Origin of the sequence: Microbacterium paraoxydans, from assembly GCF_018224615.1 — a bacterium.
GTDB lineage: Bacteria > Actinomycetota > Actinomycetes > Actinomycetales > Microbacteriaceae > Microbacterium > Microbacterium paraoxydans_B.
Map to the genome: position 1 here is coordinate 121,934 of NZ_JAGTUK010000004.1, position 17,290 is coordinate 139,223.

At 71.4% G+C, this 17,290-nt stretch carries 17 protein-coding genes and 1 tRNA gene; 6 read left to right on the plus strand and 12 right to left on the minus strand.

Annotated elements, in window-relative coordinates:
• Positions 1 to 61: 61 nt before the first annotated feature.
• Positions 62 to 1,312 carry an FAD-binding oxidoreductase gene (locus KE274_RS15050; protein ID WP_211545177.1) on the minus strand — a complete coding sequence of 417 codons (1,251 nt, stop codon included), beginning with the start codon at positions 1,310 to 1,312 and terminating at the stop codon, positions 62 to 64.
• A 104-nt stretch (positions 1,313 to 1,416) separates the two neighbouring features.
• Here KE274_RS15050 and KE274_RS15055 point away from each other — a divergent pair, with 104 nt between their 5' ends.
• Both KE274_RS15055 and KE274_RS15060 read left to right on the plus strand, forming a co-directional pair.
• A complete protein-coding gene (locus KE274_RS15055; protein WP_211545179.1) occupies positions 1,417 to 2,145 on the plus strand; it encodes a response regulator transcription factor in 729 nt (242 codons plus the stop codon).
• Positions 2,146 to 2,192: 47 nt separating this feature from the next.
• Complete coding sequence (locus KE274_RS15060) at positions 2,193 to 3,659, plus strand: sensor histidine kinase (RefSeq protein ID WP_249186497.1); 1,467 nt, start codon at positions 2,193 to 2,195, stop codon at positions 3,657 to 3,659.
• Here the strand turns inward: KE274_RS15060 and KE274_RS15065 are convergent.
• The 6 genes from KE274_RS15065 to KE274_RS15090 form a co-directional block, all read right to left on the minus strand.
• On the minus strand, positions 3,653 to 5,227 hold the full coding sequence (locus tag KE274_RS15065; protein ID WP_211545182.1) for an FAD-dependent oxidoreductase: 1,575 nt from the start codon (positions 5,225 to 5,227) through the stop codon (positions 3,653 to 3,655). The two genes, KE274_RS15060 and KE274_RS15065, sit on opposite strands and share 7 nt — an antisense overlap.
• A 15-nt stretch (positions 5,228 to 5,242) precedes the next feature.
• Positions 5,243 to 6,121, minus strand: coding sequence for an FAD:protein FMN transferase (locus KE274_RS15070; protein ID WP_211545184.1), 879 nt, complete (start codon positions 6,119 to 6,121; stop codon positions 5,243 to 5,245).
• Positions 6,122 to 6,136: 15 nt separating this feature from the next.
• Positions 6,137 to 6,604: an FMN-binding protein gene (locus tag KE274_RS15075; RefSeq protein WP_211545185.1), complete on the minus strand. Its 468-nt coding sequence runs from the start codon at positions 6,602 to 6,604 to the stop codon at positions 6,137 to 6,139.
• A gap of 81 nt (positions 6,605 to 6,685) precedes the next feature.
• The gene (locus tag KE274_RS15080) at positions 6,686 to 7,720 is read right to left on the minus strand and encodes a ribose-phosphate diphosphokinase (protein WP_211545187.1); all 1,035 of its coding nucleotides are present in this window, start codon (positions 7,718 to 7,720) and stop codon (positions 6,686 to 6,688) included.
• Between the two features lie 7 nt (positions 7,721 to 7,727).
• Positions 7,728 to 9,158, minus strand: coding sequence for a bifunctional UDP-N-acetylglucosamine diphosphorylase/glucosamine-1-phosphate N-acetyltransferase GlmU (gene glmU / locus KE274_RS15085; RefSeq protein ID WP_211545189.1), 1,431 nt, complete (start codon positions 9,156 to 9,158; stop codon positions 7,728 to 7,730).
• A 1-nt stretch (position 9,159) separates the two neighbouring features.
• A tRNA-Gln gene (locus tag KE274_RS15090) sits at positions 9,160 to 9,231 on the minus strand.
• Positions 9,232 to 9,345: 114 nt separating this feature from the next.
• Between KE274_RS15090 and KE274_RS15095 the strand changes: the two genes are divergently transcribed.
• On the plus strand, positions 9,346 to 9,858 hold the full coding sequence (locus tag KE274_RS15095) for a GNAT family N-acetyltransferase (RefSeq protein WP_211545191.1): 513 nt from the start codon (positions 9,346 to 9,348) through the stop codon (positions 9,856 to 9,858).
• A complete protein-coding gene (locus KE274_RS15100; RefSeq protein ID WP_211545193.1) occupies positions 9,855 to 10,349 on the plus strand; it encodes a MarR family winged helix-turn-helix transcriptional regulator in 495 nt (164 codons plus the stop codon). The genes KE274_RS15095 and KE274_RS15100 overlap by 4 nt, the downstream gene beginning before the upstream one ends.
• 24 nt (positions 10,350 to 10,373) lie before the next feature.
• Here the strand turns inward: KE274_RS15100 and KE274_RS15105 are convergent, their stop codons facing one another.
• Entirely contained in the window at positions 10,374 to 10,844 is a 471-nt protein-coding gene (locus KE274_RS15105) for an RrF2 family transcriptional regulator (protein ID WP_211545195.1), read from the minus strand.
• 62 nt (positions 10,845 to 10,906) lie between these two features.
• Between KE274_RS15105 and KE274_RS15110 the strand changes: the two genes are divergently transcribed.
• A complete protein-coding gene (locus KE274_RS15110) occupies positions 10,907 to 11,656 on the plus strand; it encodes an SDR family oxidoreductase (protein ID WP_211545197.1) in 750 nt (249 codons plus the stop codon).
• A gap of 65 nt (positions 11,657 to 11,721) precedes the next feature.
• Positions 11,722 to 12,645 carry a pseudouridine synthase gene (locus KE274_RS15115; protein ID WP_249186498.1) on the plus strand — a complete coding sequence of 308 codons (924 nt, stop codon included), beginning with the start codon at positions 11,722 to 11,724 and terminating at the stop codon, positions 12,643 to 12,645.
• Between the two features lie 18 nt (positions 12,646 to 12,663).
• Here KE274_RS15115 and KE274_RS15120 read toward each other — a convergent pair whose 3' ends face one another.
• The 4 genes from KE274_RS15120 to KE274_RS15135 form a co-directional block, all read right to left on the minus strand.
• Entirely contained in the window at positions 12,664 to 13,323 is a 660-nt protein-coding gene (locus KE274_RS15120) for a methionine ABC transporter permease (protein ID WP_211545199.1), read from the minus strand.
• Positions 13,323 to 14,366 (minus strand): methionine ABC transporter ATP-binding protein, encoded by a 1,044-nt coding sequence (locus KE274_RS15125; RefSeq protein ID WP_211545201.1) that lies wholly within the window; start codon positions 14,364 to 14,366, stop codon positions 13,323 to 13,325. Before KE274_RS15125 ends, KE274_RS15120 begins: the two co-directional genes overlap by 1 nt.
• Positions 14,367 to 14,470: 104 nt before the next feature.
• Positions 14,471 to 15,379, minus strand: coding sequence for a MetQ/NlpA family ABC transporter substrate-binding protein (locus KE274_RS15130; RefSeq protein ID WP_211545203.1), 909 nt, complete (start codon positions 15,377 to 15,379; stop codon positions 14,471 to 14,473).
• Positions 15,380 to 15,503: 124 nt separating this feature from the next.
• Positions 15,504 to 17,270 (minus strand): Na+/H+ antiporter, encoded by a 1,767-nt coding sequence (locus KE274_RS15135; RefSeq protein WP_211545204.1) that lies wholly within the window; start codon positions 17,268 to 17,270, stop codon positions 15,504 to 15,506.
• Between the last annotated feature and the right edge of the window lie 20 nt (positions 17,271 to 17,290).

Consider the following 17,290-nt stretch of genomic DNA (forward strand, 5'->3'; position numbering starts at 1 on the left):
CGCGTCACCCCACGAGGGCCCGGGAACCGCACCGTTCCCGGGCCCTCGCGCGTGTCTGGGCTCAGACGGTGATGTTGTGGTTGCGGCGGAACAGGTTCTGCGGGTCCCACTGGCGCTTCACCGCGCGGAGCCGGGCATAACCCTCCTCCGCGTACATGCCGGAGACCGACTCCGACTGCTCCGTGTCGGCGAAGTTGCTGTACTCCGCGAGACGCCCGGCGACGATCCGCTGAACGTCCGCGGCGGCCCGCTCGCGGGACGCGTCGTCGAGCAGCCCGGGGACGTCGAACACAGCCGCCATCACGAACCACGTCGCGGAACGTGCGGGGAACGCGGTCTCCTCCTGCGGCACATCGGCGAAGGCCCCGCCGAGCGAGCGCAGGAACACGACCGACGCGGGATAGGCGGCCCGGAATGCCACCAGTCGATCGATCAGCTCGTCGTCCAGCGCCGCGACGAGTCCGTTGCCCCCGATGAACCCCGGGGGCTCAGCCGCGTCGTCGCCCTCCGGCTGAGGCATCTCCATGAGGATGTCGCGGTAGGCCGGCTCCGTGACCTCGCTGCGGACGCCATCGAGCGCCGCGACCGGAGCGATCGCCGCGCGCAGCGCCTCGGGCTCCGGGCCGGCCCAGACCGCCGTGAGCCGAGCGCCCGCGGGGGCGCTCGGCTCCATCGGCGGCACGTCCATGAAGGTGACGGTGAGCTCGCGCGGGGCCTCGCGCATCAGGTCGCGCGTCGCCCGCAGCACGGCCGTGGCGTCGCCCTCCACGATGTTCTCCGCGAGAGCGATGCCGGGGAGCCGGTGCGCCTCGAAGTCGAACCGCGTGACGATGCCGAAGTTGCCGCCGCCGCCGCGCAGTGCCCAGAACAGGTCGGGGTGCGCGTCGGCGGAGGTCTCGACCACCTCGCCGGACGCGGTGACGACCTGTGCGCCGACCAGCTGGTCGACCGCGAGGCCCCAGGCGCGCACCATCCAGCCGATGCCGCCGCCGAGCGTGAGGCCGCCCACGCCGACGCTCGCGGTATCGCCGGAGCTGAGCGCGAGACCGTGGTGAGCCAGTTCTGCGGCGACGTCGCCCCACACGGCACCGCCGCCGATGCGGACCCTGGTGCCCTCGACCTCGACGGAGGACAGGCCGCCCAGCTCGATGCGGAGGCCGGGCGCCGGAGCGTGCGACCAGGGGCCATGACCGCCCGCGACGACCGTGAGAGGCACGGGTTCCTGCGCGGCACGGCGGACGAGGTCGGCGACCTCGGAGACGGTGGAGGGACGGTGGACGGTGGGGGAAGGATGCTCGACGCTGTCGGTCATGAGCACACGGTAGACCCGGGGCCGGACATTGGGGAGTCCCTCTCCCAGACAACGCATAGCTGGCTCCATAGAAATTACATAGGAGATTCCGCAGAATGGTCGCTATGACCAGCGACCTGCCCGAATTGCGCCGTCCCGACGGCTCCCCTCTGCGCATCCTCGCCGTGGACGACGAGCAGATGCTCACCGACCTGCTCGCCATGGCCCTGCGCATGGAGGGATGGGAGGTGCGCACCGCGTCCTCCGGCCTCGAGGCGATCCAGGTCGCCAAGGAGTTCGAACCCGACGCGCTCGTGCTCGACATCATGATGCCCGACCTCGACGGGATGTCCGTGCTCAAGCGCCTGCGGGACGCCGGCAACCTCGTGCCCGTGCTGTTCCTCACCGCGAAGGACGCCGTGGGCGACCGCGTGGCCGGGCTCACCGCCGGCGGCGACGACTACGTGACCAAGCCGTTCAGCCTGGAGGAGGTGATCGCCCGCCTGCGCGCGATCATCCGCCGCACGGGCCACGCCACCGCCGACGACGGGCAGTCCATCCTCCGCGTCGCCGACCTCACGCTCAACGAGGACAGCCACGAGGTCGTGCGCGACGGGGTCGAGATCGAGCTGACCGCCACCGAGTTCGAACTGCTGCGCTACCTGATGCGCAACGAGCGCCGCGTGCTGTCGAAGGCGCAGATCCTCGACCGCGTGTGGAGTTACGACTTCGGCGGCAAGTCCTCCGTCGTCGAGCTGTACATCTCCTACCTGCGCAAGAAGATCGACGCCGGACGCACTCCCCTGCTGCACACCGTGCGCGGCGTCGGGTACATGATCAAGGCCCCGCAGTGACCGGAGCGAGGATGACGCGACGCCCGCTCAGCCTGCAGACGCGGCTGATGACAGCCGTGATCGGCTTCGTGTCGCTCATCCTCGTCATCGTCGCCGTCATCACCAGCGCCACCCTCGGCAGCACTCTCGAGCAGCAGCTCGACGACAAGGTCAAGGGCTACGCCGCCACCATCCGCGACCGGGTCGTCGAGCAGATCGCCCCCTCCGACGCGACCGTCGAGAACATCCTCTACCGCATCGATCCCGTGCCCGGGCTGCTGCTCTCGGTCGGAAGCCCGGTCGCGGGAGCCACCGGTGTCGCCTTCCACGACAACCGCGCCGAGCTCAGCAATCGCTCGACCACGCTCACCTCCGAACAGCTGCGGCAGCTCTACGGCACCGTCGCCCTCGGCACCCAGGCCACCATCACGTTCGACGGCATCGGCTCCTACCGCGTCTTCGCGACCACCGCCAGCAACGGGGTCGTGATCGTCACGGGACTGCCTCGCGACGAGATCCAGAACCAGCTCACGCAACTGCTCACCGTGATCGTGCTGGCGACCGTGGGCGGCCTGATCCTCCTGGCCCTCACCACCGCGATCACCATCCGGGTCAGCCTGCGTCCGCTCCGCGCCGTCGCCGCCACCGCCACCCGCGTCGCGAACCAGCAGCTCGATCGGGGCGAGGTCAGCATCACCGAGCGCGTGCCGCCCACCGAGGCCGACCCGCGCACCGAGACGGGCCTGGTGGGAGCCGCCCTCAACAAGCTGCTCGACCACGTCGACGCCTCCCTCGCCGCCCGGCAGAAGAACGAGGAGCGCATGCGGCAGTTCGTCGCCGATGCGAGCCACGAGCTGCGCACCCCGCTCGCCTCGATCCGTGGCTACTCCGAGCTGTCCCTGCGCGCGCTCCGCCAGGCGGGCGCAGCCACCGACCCCGCCAAGGCACCCGAGGCGATCGAGGGCACCACGTCGTCGCTCGAGCGCATCCAGGCGCAGTCTCTCCGCATGACCAGGCTCGTGGAGGACCTGCTGCTGCTCGCCCGTCTGGACGAGGGGCGCGAGCTGGTCTACAGCAACGTCGACCTCGCGCAGCTCGCGCTCGAGGGCCTGTCCGACGCACGGCCGACCGCACCGGAGCACCACTGGAACATCGACGTGCCCGAGGAGCCGGTGCTGATCCTCGGCGACGCCGGGCGCATGCACCAGGTGATCGCGAACCTGCTCGCCAACGCCAGGGCACACACTCCTGCCGGGACGACCGTGACGCTCAGCGTGGCCAGGGAAGGCGACGACGCGGTGCTGCGCGTGCACGACGACGGCCCGGGCATCGACCCCGCGATCCGCGACGAGTTGTTCGCCCGCTTCGCCCGCGGCGACAGCTCCCGCGCGCGTCAGACGGGCGGCACCGGACTGGGCCTCGCGATCGTCAAGGCCATCGTGGAGGGACACGGCGGCGCGATCGAGGTGGCCAGCGAGCCCGGCGACACGACCTTCACGGTGCGCATCCCGGCCGCGCCGGCGGCGGCTCAGTAACCCGCGAACGCGTCGGTCGTGAGGCTGCGCGCCTGCTGCAGCGCGGGCGCCAGGTCGGCGATCAGCCGCGGCGGCCCGGAGATGAACGCGTGGCGCTCGGCCAGGTCGGGCACGGCGTGCTGCAGCGACCCCGCGTCCAGCCGCGCACCCTGCGCCCAGGACCAGTGCGCCGGAAGCCCGGCCGGCTCATCGCGCGTGAACACCACGGTCCGCACGCCGGTCTCGGCCAGCTCCTCCCGGAACGCCAGCTCCGCAGCCTTCGCGGCGACGTACACCAGCACCACGTCGCGCTGCTGCCCCGTGGCCCGCAGCTGCCGGAGCTGCGACACGAAGGGGGTCACGCCGATGCCCGCGGCGACCATGAGCACGGGCTGGTCACCGCGCGGCAGGACGAAGTCGCCCCAGGTCCCGGTGACGGCGAACGTGGCGCCCGGCTCGGCCGCCGCCAGGGCGCGCTTGTAGCTCGACGGGTGCTTCTGGTCGCCGTTCTTGTACGCGATGCGGAGGGTGGGCAGGTCGGCGGGGGCGGAGACGATGCTGAACTCGCGCCGCGTGCCCCTGGCATCCGGGCGGCGATGCGGCACGTCGAGTTCGAGGTACTGCCCCGCGAGGAACCTCACGCGGCCCTTGGCGCGGAACGTGAGCTCCTGCGCGGTCGGCGTGACGAAGGTGCGACGCTCCAGCACGAGACGCACCGAGCCGCGCAGTGCGAACGCGAAAGCGAGCAGGTTGCCGATCAGGAGTGCGCGCTCCTGGCCGAGCGTGAAGAGTCCGGCGATCGAGATCGGCCAGCCCGCGAGCACCCCCACCAGAACCGCGACCGCGAGCTGCTGTCGGCGTCGCGGCGGAAGCGTGAGCGGCTCGGACAGCATGAACGCCCCGAGGAACAGGAACGGCGACTGCAGCACCGCGAAGGACAGCGCCGTGGCGACGTCGAACGGGATGTCGAACTGCGCGGCCTGCACGGCCTGCCGCACGAGCGACGTGGCCACCGCGACCGCGAGGAACAACAGCACCACGCGCACCTTCTCGGTGCGCCACAGCACGGCGAGCCCCAGCAGCACGACCGGGATCGCGAGCACGGGCGTGCCCACCCACCACGCGGAGGCCGTTCCCAACCACGAGAACGCGCCGAACGCGCCGAGGATCGACACCACAGCCGCGCCGAACGCCGCCGGGTTGAAGATGTGGCGGCCGCGCCACGCGATCACGTACTTCGACACGCTCGCCACCGCGCCCGCGATCGCCAGGCCCAGCAGCGCCGCGGGCTCCACGCCCGGACGCAGCACGAACAGCAGGATGAGCGCCGTGACGAGCGACGACTCGATGCGCCACGGCAGCCGGAGGATCCGCTGCGCCACGGCGTCCACGGCCGAGATCACGGCGGCGAGCACCGCGAACGACACCACGAGCTCGAGCGGAGTCGGCGACACGATCACGCCGAACAGCGACAGCACGAGCGCGATCGCGGCGAGTGCCGTGAGCGCGAACAGCACCAGGCGGTACATCGACAGCGAGCCGAGCACGGCGAGCACCCTCTGGCGCGCGGCGGCGAAAGACGTGATCACGATCACCACTCTTCCCTAGTCCGAGGCCCCACGGCGAGAGCCCTCGACGATGAACAGTTCGGCGGGGAAGCCGGGCGAGCGCTGCACGCGCCCATCGGTGCTCATGCGCACCCAGCCGGCACCCCAGGTGGCGGCCAGTGCGGGGCCGCCGTCGAAGAACAGCGCGGTCGCCACGGCGTCGGCGGTCATCGCGTCCGACGCCAGCGCCCAGGTCGCGGCCCACGTGCGCACGGGCAGGCCGGTGCGGGCATCCAGCACGTGATGCAGGCCGTCACCCCAGGCCCGTCGGTTCACGGCCGAGGCGCACAGGGCAGCGTCTCCCACCTCGACCACGCCGATCGCCCGCGACGCGTCATACGGATGCTCCAGCGCGACGCGGACACCGGGGCCCCGCACGCGCAGGTCTCCCCCGGCGTCGACCACGACGTCGCCCGGCACCGCCGTCAGCACCGCCATCACCCGGTCGACCAGGCGGCCCTTGCCCACCGCACCCACGTCGAGCAGCGCGGGGGACGCGGCAGTCACGTCCTCCGCCGTCCACGCCACCCGCTGCGTCCACGCGGCAGGAGCCACCCTGGGCTCACCGGCGACGAGCGTGTAGTCGGGCCCATAGCCGAGCGCCGTCAGGCTGTCGGCGACGAGCGGGTTCACGGCCCCCGCGGTCGCGTCGGACAGGGCCACGTAGGTGTCGAGCAGGGGTCCGGCGTCAGGCGACCGCAGCGCGCCACCCTCACGCCCGAGCCGGGTCACGTCGGAGTCGGTGCGGAACCGCGACCACGCGCGGTCGAACACCTCGATCTCCGCCGACACCGCCGAGCGCACCGCCTCGGGAAGCGGCGACGCCGTCTCGATCTCCCAGTGCGTGCCGATCGCCTCGAATCGCCATCCCGCCATGACGAAGCCTCTCGCTTAGGAGGCGGCCTGCTCCTTGATGGACTCGACCGCGTCGTTGAACCCGCCGCTGGTGAGCGACGAACCGGCGACCCGGCTCACGTTCAGCTCGTCGATCGGCTTGCCGACGACCTCGTCCGAGATGCCGTCGATGAACTGCCCCTGGTACCGCTCGGTCTCCGGAGCCTGCGGGTCGCCCGTGACCTCGACCTCGGTCACGACGCCGTCGGCCAGCGTGAGCGTGACCGAGATCTGCTCGACCGTCTCCGGCGTCTGGTACGACCCCTCGGCGGTATAGGTACCGTCGGCGTACGAGCCGGAGGCGTCGCCGCCGGACGAGGAGGTCGATTCGGTGGGCTTCGCCGCGGAATCCGACGACTCGGCGGTGTCCGGCGTGCCGGCGCACCCCGCGAGGACGACCAGTCCCGCCACGCCCAGGAGCGCGGAGCCGGTGCGGACAGAGGTCGGTACGGTCGTTCGGATCATGGGGGCCTCCGGGGGTCGGGGTCTGTCGATCCTTCGACGGTAGGGACCGCGCCTATGCGCCGCCTGTGCCGTGCCGATGCGTTACGCGTCGCCGCCGAACATGCTCGTGACGGAACCGTCCTCGAACACCTCGTGGATGGCCCTGGCCAGCAGCGGCGCGATCGGGAGCACCGTGAGCGTGTCCCAGCGACGCGACGCCGACAGCGGGATCGTGTCGGTCACCACGACCTCGTCGATCGCGGCGTCCTGCAGTCGCTCCGAGGCCGGGTCGCTGAAGATGGCGTGCGTCGCCGCCACGATCACGCGGTGCGCGCCGTTGGCCTTGAGCGCCTGCGCCGCCTTCACGATCGTGCCGCCGGTGTCGATCATGTCGTCGACCAGGAGGCACGTGCGGCCCTCGACCGTGCCGACGATCTCGTGCACCGACACCTGGTTGGCGACCTTCGGGTCGCGGCGCTTGTGGATGATCGCGAGCGGCGCGCCGAGGCTGTCCGACCACGTGTCGGCGACGCGGACGCGGCCCATGTCGGGCGACACGACCGTGAGGATCTCGCGGTCCTCCGGGCTGAGCGTGCGCTCGAAGTGGTCGAGCAGCACCGGCTTGGCGAACAGGTGGTCGACCGGCCCGTCGAAGAAGCCCTGGATCTGCGCCGCGTGCAGGTCGACGCTCATCACGCGGTCGGCACCGGCGGTCTTGAGCAGGTCGGCGACCAGGCGGGCGCTGATCGGCTCGCGACCGCGGCCCTTCTTGTCCTGGCGCGAATACGGATAGTAGGGAGCGACGACGGTGATGCGCTTGGCCGACGCGCGCTTGGCCGCGTCGATCATGATCAGCGTCTCCATCAGCCACTCGTTGACCGGCTCGCCGAAGGTCTGCACGAGGAAGAGGTCGACGCCGCGGATCGACACCTCGAAGCGGGCGTAGATCTCGCCCGACGCGAACGTACGGTGCTCGACCGGGGCGATCTCGGTGCCGAGCGCCTCCGCGACGGCCGCCGTCAGCTCGGGGTGGGAGCGCCCGCCCGCGACGACGAGCCGCTTCTTGGTCTTCGCGATGATGCCGGGGGCCACCCCGTTGTCGCGATCCAGGTCGACCGTCTTCTTCTTCCGGGCCATGCTCCGCCTACTCCGCCGTTTTCTCCCGGGCTGCGGCGTCCGCCGCGCCCGTGCCTGCTCTGTTCTTCTCGACCCACCCCTCGACGTTGCGCTGGGGGGCGACGCTCATGGCCAGGGCACCGGCGGGGACGTCCTTGCGGACGACGGCGCCGGCACCGGTCTTCGCACCAGCACCCAGCCTAACGGGCGCGACCAGCACGGTGTGCGAGCCGGTGTGCACCTCGTCGCCGATCTCGGTGCGGTGCTTGTTCACGTCGTCGTAGTTGGCGGTGATGGTGCTCGCCCCCAGGTTGACCCCGCGGCCGATCGTCGCATCCCCCACGTAGGACAGGTGCGGCACCTTGCTGCCCTCGCCGATCTCGGCGTTCTTGGTCTCGACGTAGGCGCCGATCTTGCCCTTGGCGCCCAGCACGGTGCCCGGGCGGAGGAAGGAGAACGGACCGACGGTCGCCTCGGCGCCGATCACGGCCAGCGTGGCGTCGGTGCGGCGCACGACCGCATCCTCGCCGACCTCACAGGTCACCAGCGTCGTGTCCGGGCCGATCGTGGCCCCCGCGGCGACCGTGGTCGCCCGCAGCAGCTGCGTGTTCGGCAGGAGCGTGACATCCGGGGCGAGCGTGACGTCGTCGTCGATCCACGTGGTCGCGGGATCGACCACCGTGACGCCCTCCAGTTGCCAGCGGCGCACGATGCGCGCGTTCAGGCGACGGCCGACCTCGGCGAGCTGTGCGCGGTCGTTCACGCCGAACGTGACCTCCACGTCGTCGACGACCGAGGCGGCGACGCGGTCGCCGTCGCGGCGCAGCAGCCCGGGCACGTCGGTCAGGTACATCTCGCCCTGCGCGTTGTCGACGCCCACCTGCGGCAGGTAGGTGCGCAGGGTCGAGGCGCGGAACACGTACATGCCGGCGTTGATCTCGCGGACCTCGGCCTCCTCGGCCGTCGCGTCCTTCTGCTCGACGATGCGGTCGACACCACCGTCCGCGTCGCGGATCACGCGACCGTAACCGGTCGGGTCGTCGACCAGAGCCGTCATGAGCGTGGCCGCGGCGCCCGAGGCGCGGTGCTCCGCCAGGAACGCCGAGAGGGTGTCGGCGTCGGCGAGCGGGCAGTCGCCCGACAGCACGAGCACGTCGCCGTCGAAGTCGCCCGGCAGCGCGTCGACCGCGACCTGCACCGCGCGACCGGTGCCCGGCACCTCGTCCTGGTCGACGAACACCGCGTCGGGGTAGTCCTCCGCGAGCGCGGCCACCACCTGGTCGCGCTCGTGCCGCACGACCACCTCGATGTGCGCGGCCTCCAGCCGACGGGCCGTGGTGAGCACGTGTCCGACCAGCGGGCGCCCGCCGATCGGGTGCAGCACCTTGGGCAGCCGCGACTTCATGCGGGTGCCCTGACCTGCGGCGAGGACGACGATGGCGAGATTGTTCCCAGTCATGCTCCGCCGCCAGGACTCGAACCTAGACCTCACAGCTCCAAAGGCTGTCGTGCTGCCATTACACCACGGCGGACCGCGGCGCCCGCGTGGGCGCCGCCCGACAAGTCTGCCACGTCCGCGCTCGTGTTCCGGTGTGCGCCGGCGCCGCCGTCATCCCTGGGAAACACGGCTCTGCGATGCTGGGCCCATGAGCGACCTCGTCATCACCCGCATCGCCTCGGCCACCCCGGAGCTCGCGACGTTCGTCTCCGCCCACCACGCGGAGATGCAGGGCACCGCGCCGCCCGAGAGCCAGCACGCGCTGCCCCTCGACGGACTCCTCGCGCCCCACGTGCGCCTGTTCGCCGCGACGCTCGACGGCCGCCTCGTCGGCACGGGCGCCCTCGCCACGGTCGACGAGGGGCACGAGGAGCTCAAGTCGATGCGGACGGACCCTGCCGTGCGCGGTCGCGGGATCGGACGCACCATGGTGCGCTTCCTGCTCGACGATGCCGCGGCCAGGGGCGTCCGCCGGGTGTCGCTGGAGACCGGGCGCGACGACTTCTTCCTGCCGGCGGTGGCGATGTACACCCGGGCGGGCTTCCGCGAGTGCGCGGCGTTCGGGCGCTACCTGCCCGACCCGCACAGCGTGTTCCTGACCCTCGACCTGGGCGACGCCGCGTCGGCCGCGGACGGGTCGCACGCGATAATGAACGCATGAGCGAGGTGGATGAGGTCGACCGGATCGTCGGCGCGTGGAACACGCAGCGGCCCGACCTCGACTTCTCCCCGCTCGAGGTGCTGTCGCGCATGGATCGGCTGTCGCGTCATCTCGACCGCGCCCGCCGCGAGGTGTTCCGCCGCAGCGACCTGGAGTCGTGGGAGTGGGACGTGCTGTCGGCGCTGCGCCGCGCGGGCGCCCCGTTCCAGCTCTCGCCCAAGCAGCTGCTGCAGCAGACCCTCGTCTCCAGCGGCACCATGACCAACCGGATCGACCGCCTGGTCGGACGGCGGCTCGTGCGCCGCGAGGCCGATCCCGGCGACGGGCGCAGCGTGCTCGTGACCCTCACCGACGACGGGCGCATCCGGGTGGATGCCGCCATCACGCGACTGGTGGATGCGGAGGCCGAGCTGCTCAGGGCGCTGTCGCGCGCCGATCGCGAGCGGCTTGCGGCCCTGTTGCGGAAGCTCAGCCTCAGCTTCGACGCCTGACGCGCGCCGCGATCCCCTCGCGGCTCAGTCTCCGAGCAGCAGGCGACGGTTCTTCGCCGGCACTGATGCGGGCAGCGTGCCGACGACCTCGGCGATCGACACGGCCGCGAGGGACGCGCGCCAGGCTTCGTGCGCGCGGCGCATGACGACCGCGAGCCCGCACGGGGTGGTGCAGTCCTCCGGGCGGGCCGCGCCCCTTCCCTGCTGGCGCAGCTCGCGGCACACGTAGGGGTCGGCCGCGCCGTCCACGGCCGTCACCAGGTCGAGGATGCTGATGCGCTCGGGCTCTCGCGCCAAGCGGAAACCGCCGCGGGGCCCGGTGCTGCCGGTGAGGATGCCCGCGCGGACGAGCTTGGCGAGCTGCTTCGACAGGTAGGGCCCCGGCACCCCGAAGTGCTCGGCGAGCTGGGCGCCGGAGACGGTGGACGCCGCGGGCAGCTGCGCGATCACGGCGACGGTGTGCAGCACCCATTCGGAGGTCTCGGGAAGTTTCACTTGCCCATCGTATCCAGCTGATCCTATTGTGGACATCTAATATCCATTATTGAGGGAGCGACATGCGCATCGCAGTGGCAGGCGGAACAGGACGGATCGGACGACTGGTCGTGGAGGAGGCGCGCCGCCGCGGGCACGACGCCGTCTCGCTCAGTCGCGGCGAGGGCGTCGATCTCACGACCGGCGAGGGCCTCGCCGGAGCGCTCACGGGCGTGGACGCGGTGATCGACGCCAGCAACCCGCCCGTCGGAGACACCGCCGACGCCGAACGCGTGTTCCGCGCCGTGACCGACAACCTCCTGAGCGCGGAGGAGCACGCCGGGGTCGCACTCCACGTCGCGCTCTCGATCGCCGCGCTCGACCGGGTGCAGGGCAACCCCCACTACGCGGGCAAGCGGGCGCAGGAGCGCGAGGTCGCGCGCGGCCGTGTGCCCTTCACGATCGTCCGGGCGACCCAGTTCCACGACTTCCCCGCCATGATCGCCGAATGGACGGTCGTCGACGGCGAGGGCGTCGTCCCGCCGCTGCTGCTGCAGCCGATCGCCCCCGCCGACGTCGCCACGGCCCTGGTCGACGCCGCCGAAGCCCCCGCGCTCGGCGGTTCGGCCGACGTCGCCGGACCCCGCACCGAAGACGCCGTCGACATGGCCCGGCGCACGTTCGCCGCGCGCGGCCGCGACCTCCCGCTGCGGGCGTCGTGGACCGGCGCGGCGCTCGGCGTGGAGTTCGCCGGCGAGGTGCTGCTCCCAGCCCCGGGGGCACGCATCGCCCCCACCACGTTCGACGACTGGCTCGCCGCCGGGGCGGCCTGAGCCGAGCCGCCCCACGCCGTCGCCTAGGGTGGAGGGGTCCCGCCCCCTCCCCCGAAGGCCGAACCATGGGCATGCCCTCCCCGCTCCCCGTGCGCGACGGCGTCGGAGCCACGCGGTTGCACGTGCCGCTGACCGGGCCGTGGGCGACCATCGCCGACTACATGATCGAGCGGTTCTTCCACCTCGACCCCGAGCGGCTGCTCGTGCGCTTCGACCGCGGCGAGATCGTGGCCCGTGATGGCCGACCGCTCCACCGCGGAACCCCGCTGGGCGCCGAGGAGTTCGTCTGGTACTACCGCGAGCCGCCCGTAGAGCGCGAGATCCCCTTCACCGAGGAGATCCTGCACACCGACGACCACCTCGTCGTGATCGACAAGCCACACTTCCTCCCCACCACCCCCGGCGGCAAGTACCTGCAGAACTCGGCGCTCGTGCGGCTGCGCAACCGGCTCGGCATCCCGGAGCTCACCCCCATCCACCGCCTCGACCGCGCGACCGCCGGGCTGCTGATGTTCTCCGTGCGACCGGAGACCCGCGGCGCCTACCAGCTGCTGTTCGAGGATCGCCGCGTCGAGAAGACGTACGAGGCGGTGTCCGCGAGACCCGCCGGCTGGGATCCGTCGCGGTTCCCGCTCGTGTACCGCACGCACATCGAGAAGCGCCGCGGCGAAGTGCGCGTGCAGGTCGACCACGCCAGGGAACCGAACTCCGAGACGCTGATCGACCTGATCGACGCGGACGACCGCGTGGTGCACACGCTGCTGCGCCCGCACAGCGGCAAGATGCACCAGCTGCGCGTGCACCTGGCCGCGCTCGGGCTCGGCATCCTGCACGACGGCTTCTACCCGGAGCTCCTGCCCGAGCGCCCCGACGACTTCGCCCGGCCACTGCAACTGCTGGCGCGCGAGCTGCGGTTCACCGACCCGCTGAGCGGCGAGGAGCGGGTCTTCACCACGCGCCGCACCCTGCAGGACGCCCCGGCCCGCTGAACCGCCGCACCCCGGCGCCTAGCGGCGCATGATCCTCCTGGCCAGACGCGTGCCGAGCAGCTGAACCAGGTGCACGAACACCACGATCAGGATGATCGCCGCCCACATCACGATCGGCTCGAACTGGCGGAAGCCGTAGATCTGCGCGAACGCGCCCAGACCGCCGCCCCCGATCAGCCCCGCCATCGCGGTCATGTCGATCAGGGCCACCACGATGAACGTGTAACCGAGGATCAGCGGCCCGAGCGACTCGGGGATTGCGACCGTGAACAGGATGCGCCACGGCCCGGCGCCCATCGACCGGGCGGCCTCGATCACCCCGGGCGACACCGACACGAGGTGCTGCTCCACGATGCGGCCGATCGCGAACGCCGCCGCGAGCCCGATGATGAACGCCCCGGCCGTGGTACCGATGCCCGAGCCCACCACGAGCCGCGCGAACGGCTGCGCAACCGCCATGAAGATCACGAACGGGATCGGACGGAAGAAGTTGACGCCCAGGTTCACCAGCACCGACACGACCCTGTTCTGCAGCAGACCGCCCGGTCGCGTGACGTACAGGATGATGCCGATCGCGAGGCCGAGGATGCCACCGAGCACGAGCGCGAACGACGCCATGTACAGCGTCTCCAGCGCGGCCGCCCAGAACTCGGGCCACAGTTCGTTCAGACGGTCCATCAGCGGGCCTCCTCTCCGGCGATCACGGTCACGTCCACGCGTTCGCCGATCGTGGTGAGCGCCCGGTCGATCGCCGCGGAGTCACCCCGGATCGCGAGGGTCAGGTGCCCGAAGGCCCGGCCGCGGATGTCGTTGATGCCGCCGTACACGAGCTCGAAGTCGAGCCCGGCGCCCGCGAGGTCGAGGAACACCTGCGCCTGCGAGGAGTCGCCGTCGCGGAACGAGAACGTCACCAGGCGTCCGCGGTGACGCTCGCGCAGCACGGCCAGCTCGGACGGCGACGGCACCCCCTTCACGACCGTACCGACGAAGCGCTGCGAGGCGGGGTTCTGCGGCGCGGAGAACACGTCGAACACATCCCCGCGCTCGATCACGCGGCCGTTCTCCATGACGGCGACCTTGGTGGCGATCGTCTGGATCACGTCCATCTCGTGCGTGATGACCACGATCGTGACGCCCTGCTCCTCGTTCACGCGCTTGAGCAGATCGAGCACCTCGTGCGTGGTCTGCGGGTCGAGCGCGCTCGTGGCCTCGTCCGCCAGCAGGATCGCCGGCTTGGTGGCCAGCGCCCGCGCGATGCCGACGCGCTGCTTCTGCCCGCCGGACAGCTGCTCCGGATACGCCTTGGCCTTGTCGGACAGGCCGACGAACGACAGCAGCTCGGTCACCCGTGCCTCGATGTCGGGCTTCGACCAGCCGGCGAGCGTGAGCGGGTACGCGATGTTCGCCCGCACGGTGCGTGAGGAGAACAGGTTGAACTGCTGGAAGATCATGCCTATGCCGCCCCGCACGCGGCGCAGCTCCCGCTCGCCGAGGGTCGTGAGGTCGACGCCGTCGACCGTGATGGTGCCGCTCGTCGCGGGCTCCAGGGCGTTGATCAGGCGCACGAGCGTCGACTTGCCCGCACCGGAGTACCCGATGATGCCGTACACGTCTCCCTTCTCGATGTGGAGGGTGACGTCGTCGACCGCGACCACCTCCGGCTCGCCGTGGCTGCGGGAGGGGTAGGTCTTGGAGACGTTCGTCAAGGAGACGATCGGCATGTGCTGCTCCGGTCTGGGTCTCGGGGAAACGGAGAATCGGGCGACGCGAGAGGCGCCACCCGATTCTCCCTCATGCGGTGGGGGTGGCTCGCACCCCGCCCGCGTCACTTCTTCGCGTCGGCGTCCTTCTGGACCTTCTCCAGCGAGGCCACGAGGTCCTTCACCGGGGTCTGCAGCGCCACCGCGGTGCCGCCCGACGACTCCTGCAGGCCCTCCTGCACGGCCTCGTTCGTCTGGAAGATCTCGACCAGCTTGAGGTAGGTCTCGTTGTCGGCGTCCTCGGCCCGGGCCGCGAAGATGTTGACGTACGGGAGGGCGCTGGGGTCCTCCGGGTCGTCCTGCGCGATCGCGTCGTCGAACGTCAGGCCGGCGTCCTCGACGAAGTCGTTGTTGATGATCGCGGCCGCGACATCCGGCAGCGAGGTGGGGATGAGCGCCGCCTCCAGCGCCTTCACCTGCACCTTCGACTTCTCGGTGTCGACGTCGGCGAGGTCGGAGTAGGGCGTGCCGCCGCTCTTCAGCTCGACCAGGCCGGCCTGCTGGAGCACGTTCAGCGCGCGGGCCTGGTTGGACGCGTCGTCCGGCACGGCCACCGTCTCGCCCTTGGGGATGTCGTCCACGTCGTCGTACTTCTTGGAGTACAGGCCGAGCGGGTAGATCGCGGTGGAGCCGATCGGCGTGAGGTCGGAGCCCGACGCGTTGTTGTATTCGGCGAGGTACACGATGTGCTGGAACTGGTTGAGGTCGATCTCGCCCTCGGTCAGCGCGGGGTTCGGCTGCTCGTACGAGCCGAAGTCGACCAGCTCGACCGTGATGCCCTCGTCGGCGGCCGCCTCGACGAACGGCGCCCACTGCGCGTCGCCCTTGCCGACGACGCCGATCTTGACGGTCTCGTCGGCGGAACCGGAGTCGCCCGAGCCGGCGTCGGAGGAGGCCGTGGCGCACCCGGAGAGCGCGACGAACAGCGGAACCGCGGCGAGCGCGGCGAGGACGGTGGTGGTGCGGCGGGACATGATGAGGGGTTCCTTCCTGGCGGGACCCGACTACGTTAGGCAGGTCGGGCGGGGCGGGCGGAATCGACCCGTCACACGACGTCACAGGGGCGCGACGGGGCCGGGGTGCGCGGGCGCGGCGGGGTCAGTCGAACTCCTCGAGGCCCTGCAGCCGCACCTGTTCCAGGTCGAGCCTGGCCGAGATGCGGCGCACCACCAGGTCGTCCACGGTGCCGGCACTGCGCAGTCCGAGCAGCACCTCGCGCTTGCGGTCGAGGAGCGCCAGCTTGAGGCGCGTGTGCTCCTCGTGGCGGATGAGAGGCGATCGCTGCGCCAGGTCCACGTCGGCCGAGGTCGCGATCATCTGCAGCACCGTGCCGTCGCCCGCGTCGGAGTCGACCGTGCCGCCCACGCCGCCGTCGGGCTCCGGGTCTGCGGAGTTCTGCTCGCCGCCGATGCCCAGCGGGTCGGGCTCGCCGAGCATGTCGTCGAGGGCCTCGGCCTCCGCGTCGATCAGGGCCTGCTCGCGCGCGAGGGTGCGGGCGTTCGCGAACTCCAGGTTGCGGTACCCCTCGGCCCGCACGTGGTCGCGCACCTCGGCGCCGATCCCGTGCTCGGCGGCCAGCTCGTCCAGGGCGGCCAGGGCGGCGCCGGAGATGGCCCGCTCCGCGAGCTCGAACTCCTCGGCCTCCGCGTGGTCGACGGGGAATCGCGCCCAGCGCACCAGGGCGGGCAGCATCGGCGCCTGCGCCAGCAGACTGAGCAGGATGACCCCGGCGGTGACGAGCACGATCTCGTCGCGGCCGGCGATCGCGCCGCCCTCGGTCACGGTGGTGGGCACGGACAGCGCGATCGCGAGCGACACGGCCCCGCGCATCCCCGCGACCGTGGAGACCAGGCGCGCACGGGAGCGCGAACCCGGGGCCGGACGGGTGGCCGGACGCCCCTGGAACAGCACGTTGAGCAGCTGGAACAGGTAGCGCACGACCAGCAGCGTCGCCCACACCGCGAGCGTGATCAGCACCAGTCGTCCGATCACCGAGACCGGGACCTCGTGCACCACATACTGCACCTCGAGCCCGATGAGCACGAACAGCGCGCCGTTGAGGAGGAACACCCCGAACGGCCACGCCGCATCGGCCTGACGTCGCGACGCGGCCGTGGTCACCCGCGGCGACACCCACGCGACGATGAGCCCGGCCACGACCACGGCCAGCACCCCGGAGGCGTGCACCATCTCGGCCACGAGGAACGCCGAGAACGGCACGAGCAGCAGCGTGACGTTGATCACGATCGTCGACGACATCCGACGCAGCAGCAGGTAGGCGATCGCCGCGACCGCGACACCCGCCGCGACCCCGCCCACGTACGACACCAGCACGTCCCACGTGACCGAGAGCGGCGTGACCTGACCGCCGAGCGCGAGCGACACCGCGATCGCGTACAGCACGAGCGCGGTGCCGTCGTTGGTGAGGCTCTCCGCCTTCAGCTTCATGAACATGCGCCGCGGCAGCAGCCGTCCGAGCGCCGCGACCGCCGTCGCATCGGGTGGGGCGACCGCCGCGCCCAGGATCAGCGCGACCTCCCACGGCATCCCGAACAGCACGCCGATGCCCGCGACCGCGAACGCCGAGGCCACCACGAGCAGGGTGCTCATCGGCAGGATGTAGCGGAAGTCGCGGCGGATCGAGCGCAGCGACGTGGTCAGGCTCTCCCAGAACAGGATCACGGGCAGGAACAGCAGCAGCACCGTCTCCGGGGGCAGCTGCACCTCCCTCAGCTCCGGCACGAAGCCGAGCAGGAGTCCGAGCAGGACGAGGACGAGCGGGAGCGCGAGACGCACGCGCGGGGCGATCAGGGTTCCGACGAGGATCGTGAGTCCGAGCAGGACGGTGACTTCAAGGCCTTCCATCCCTACCTCCCAACGCCGTG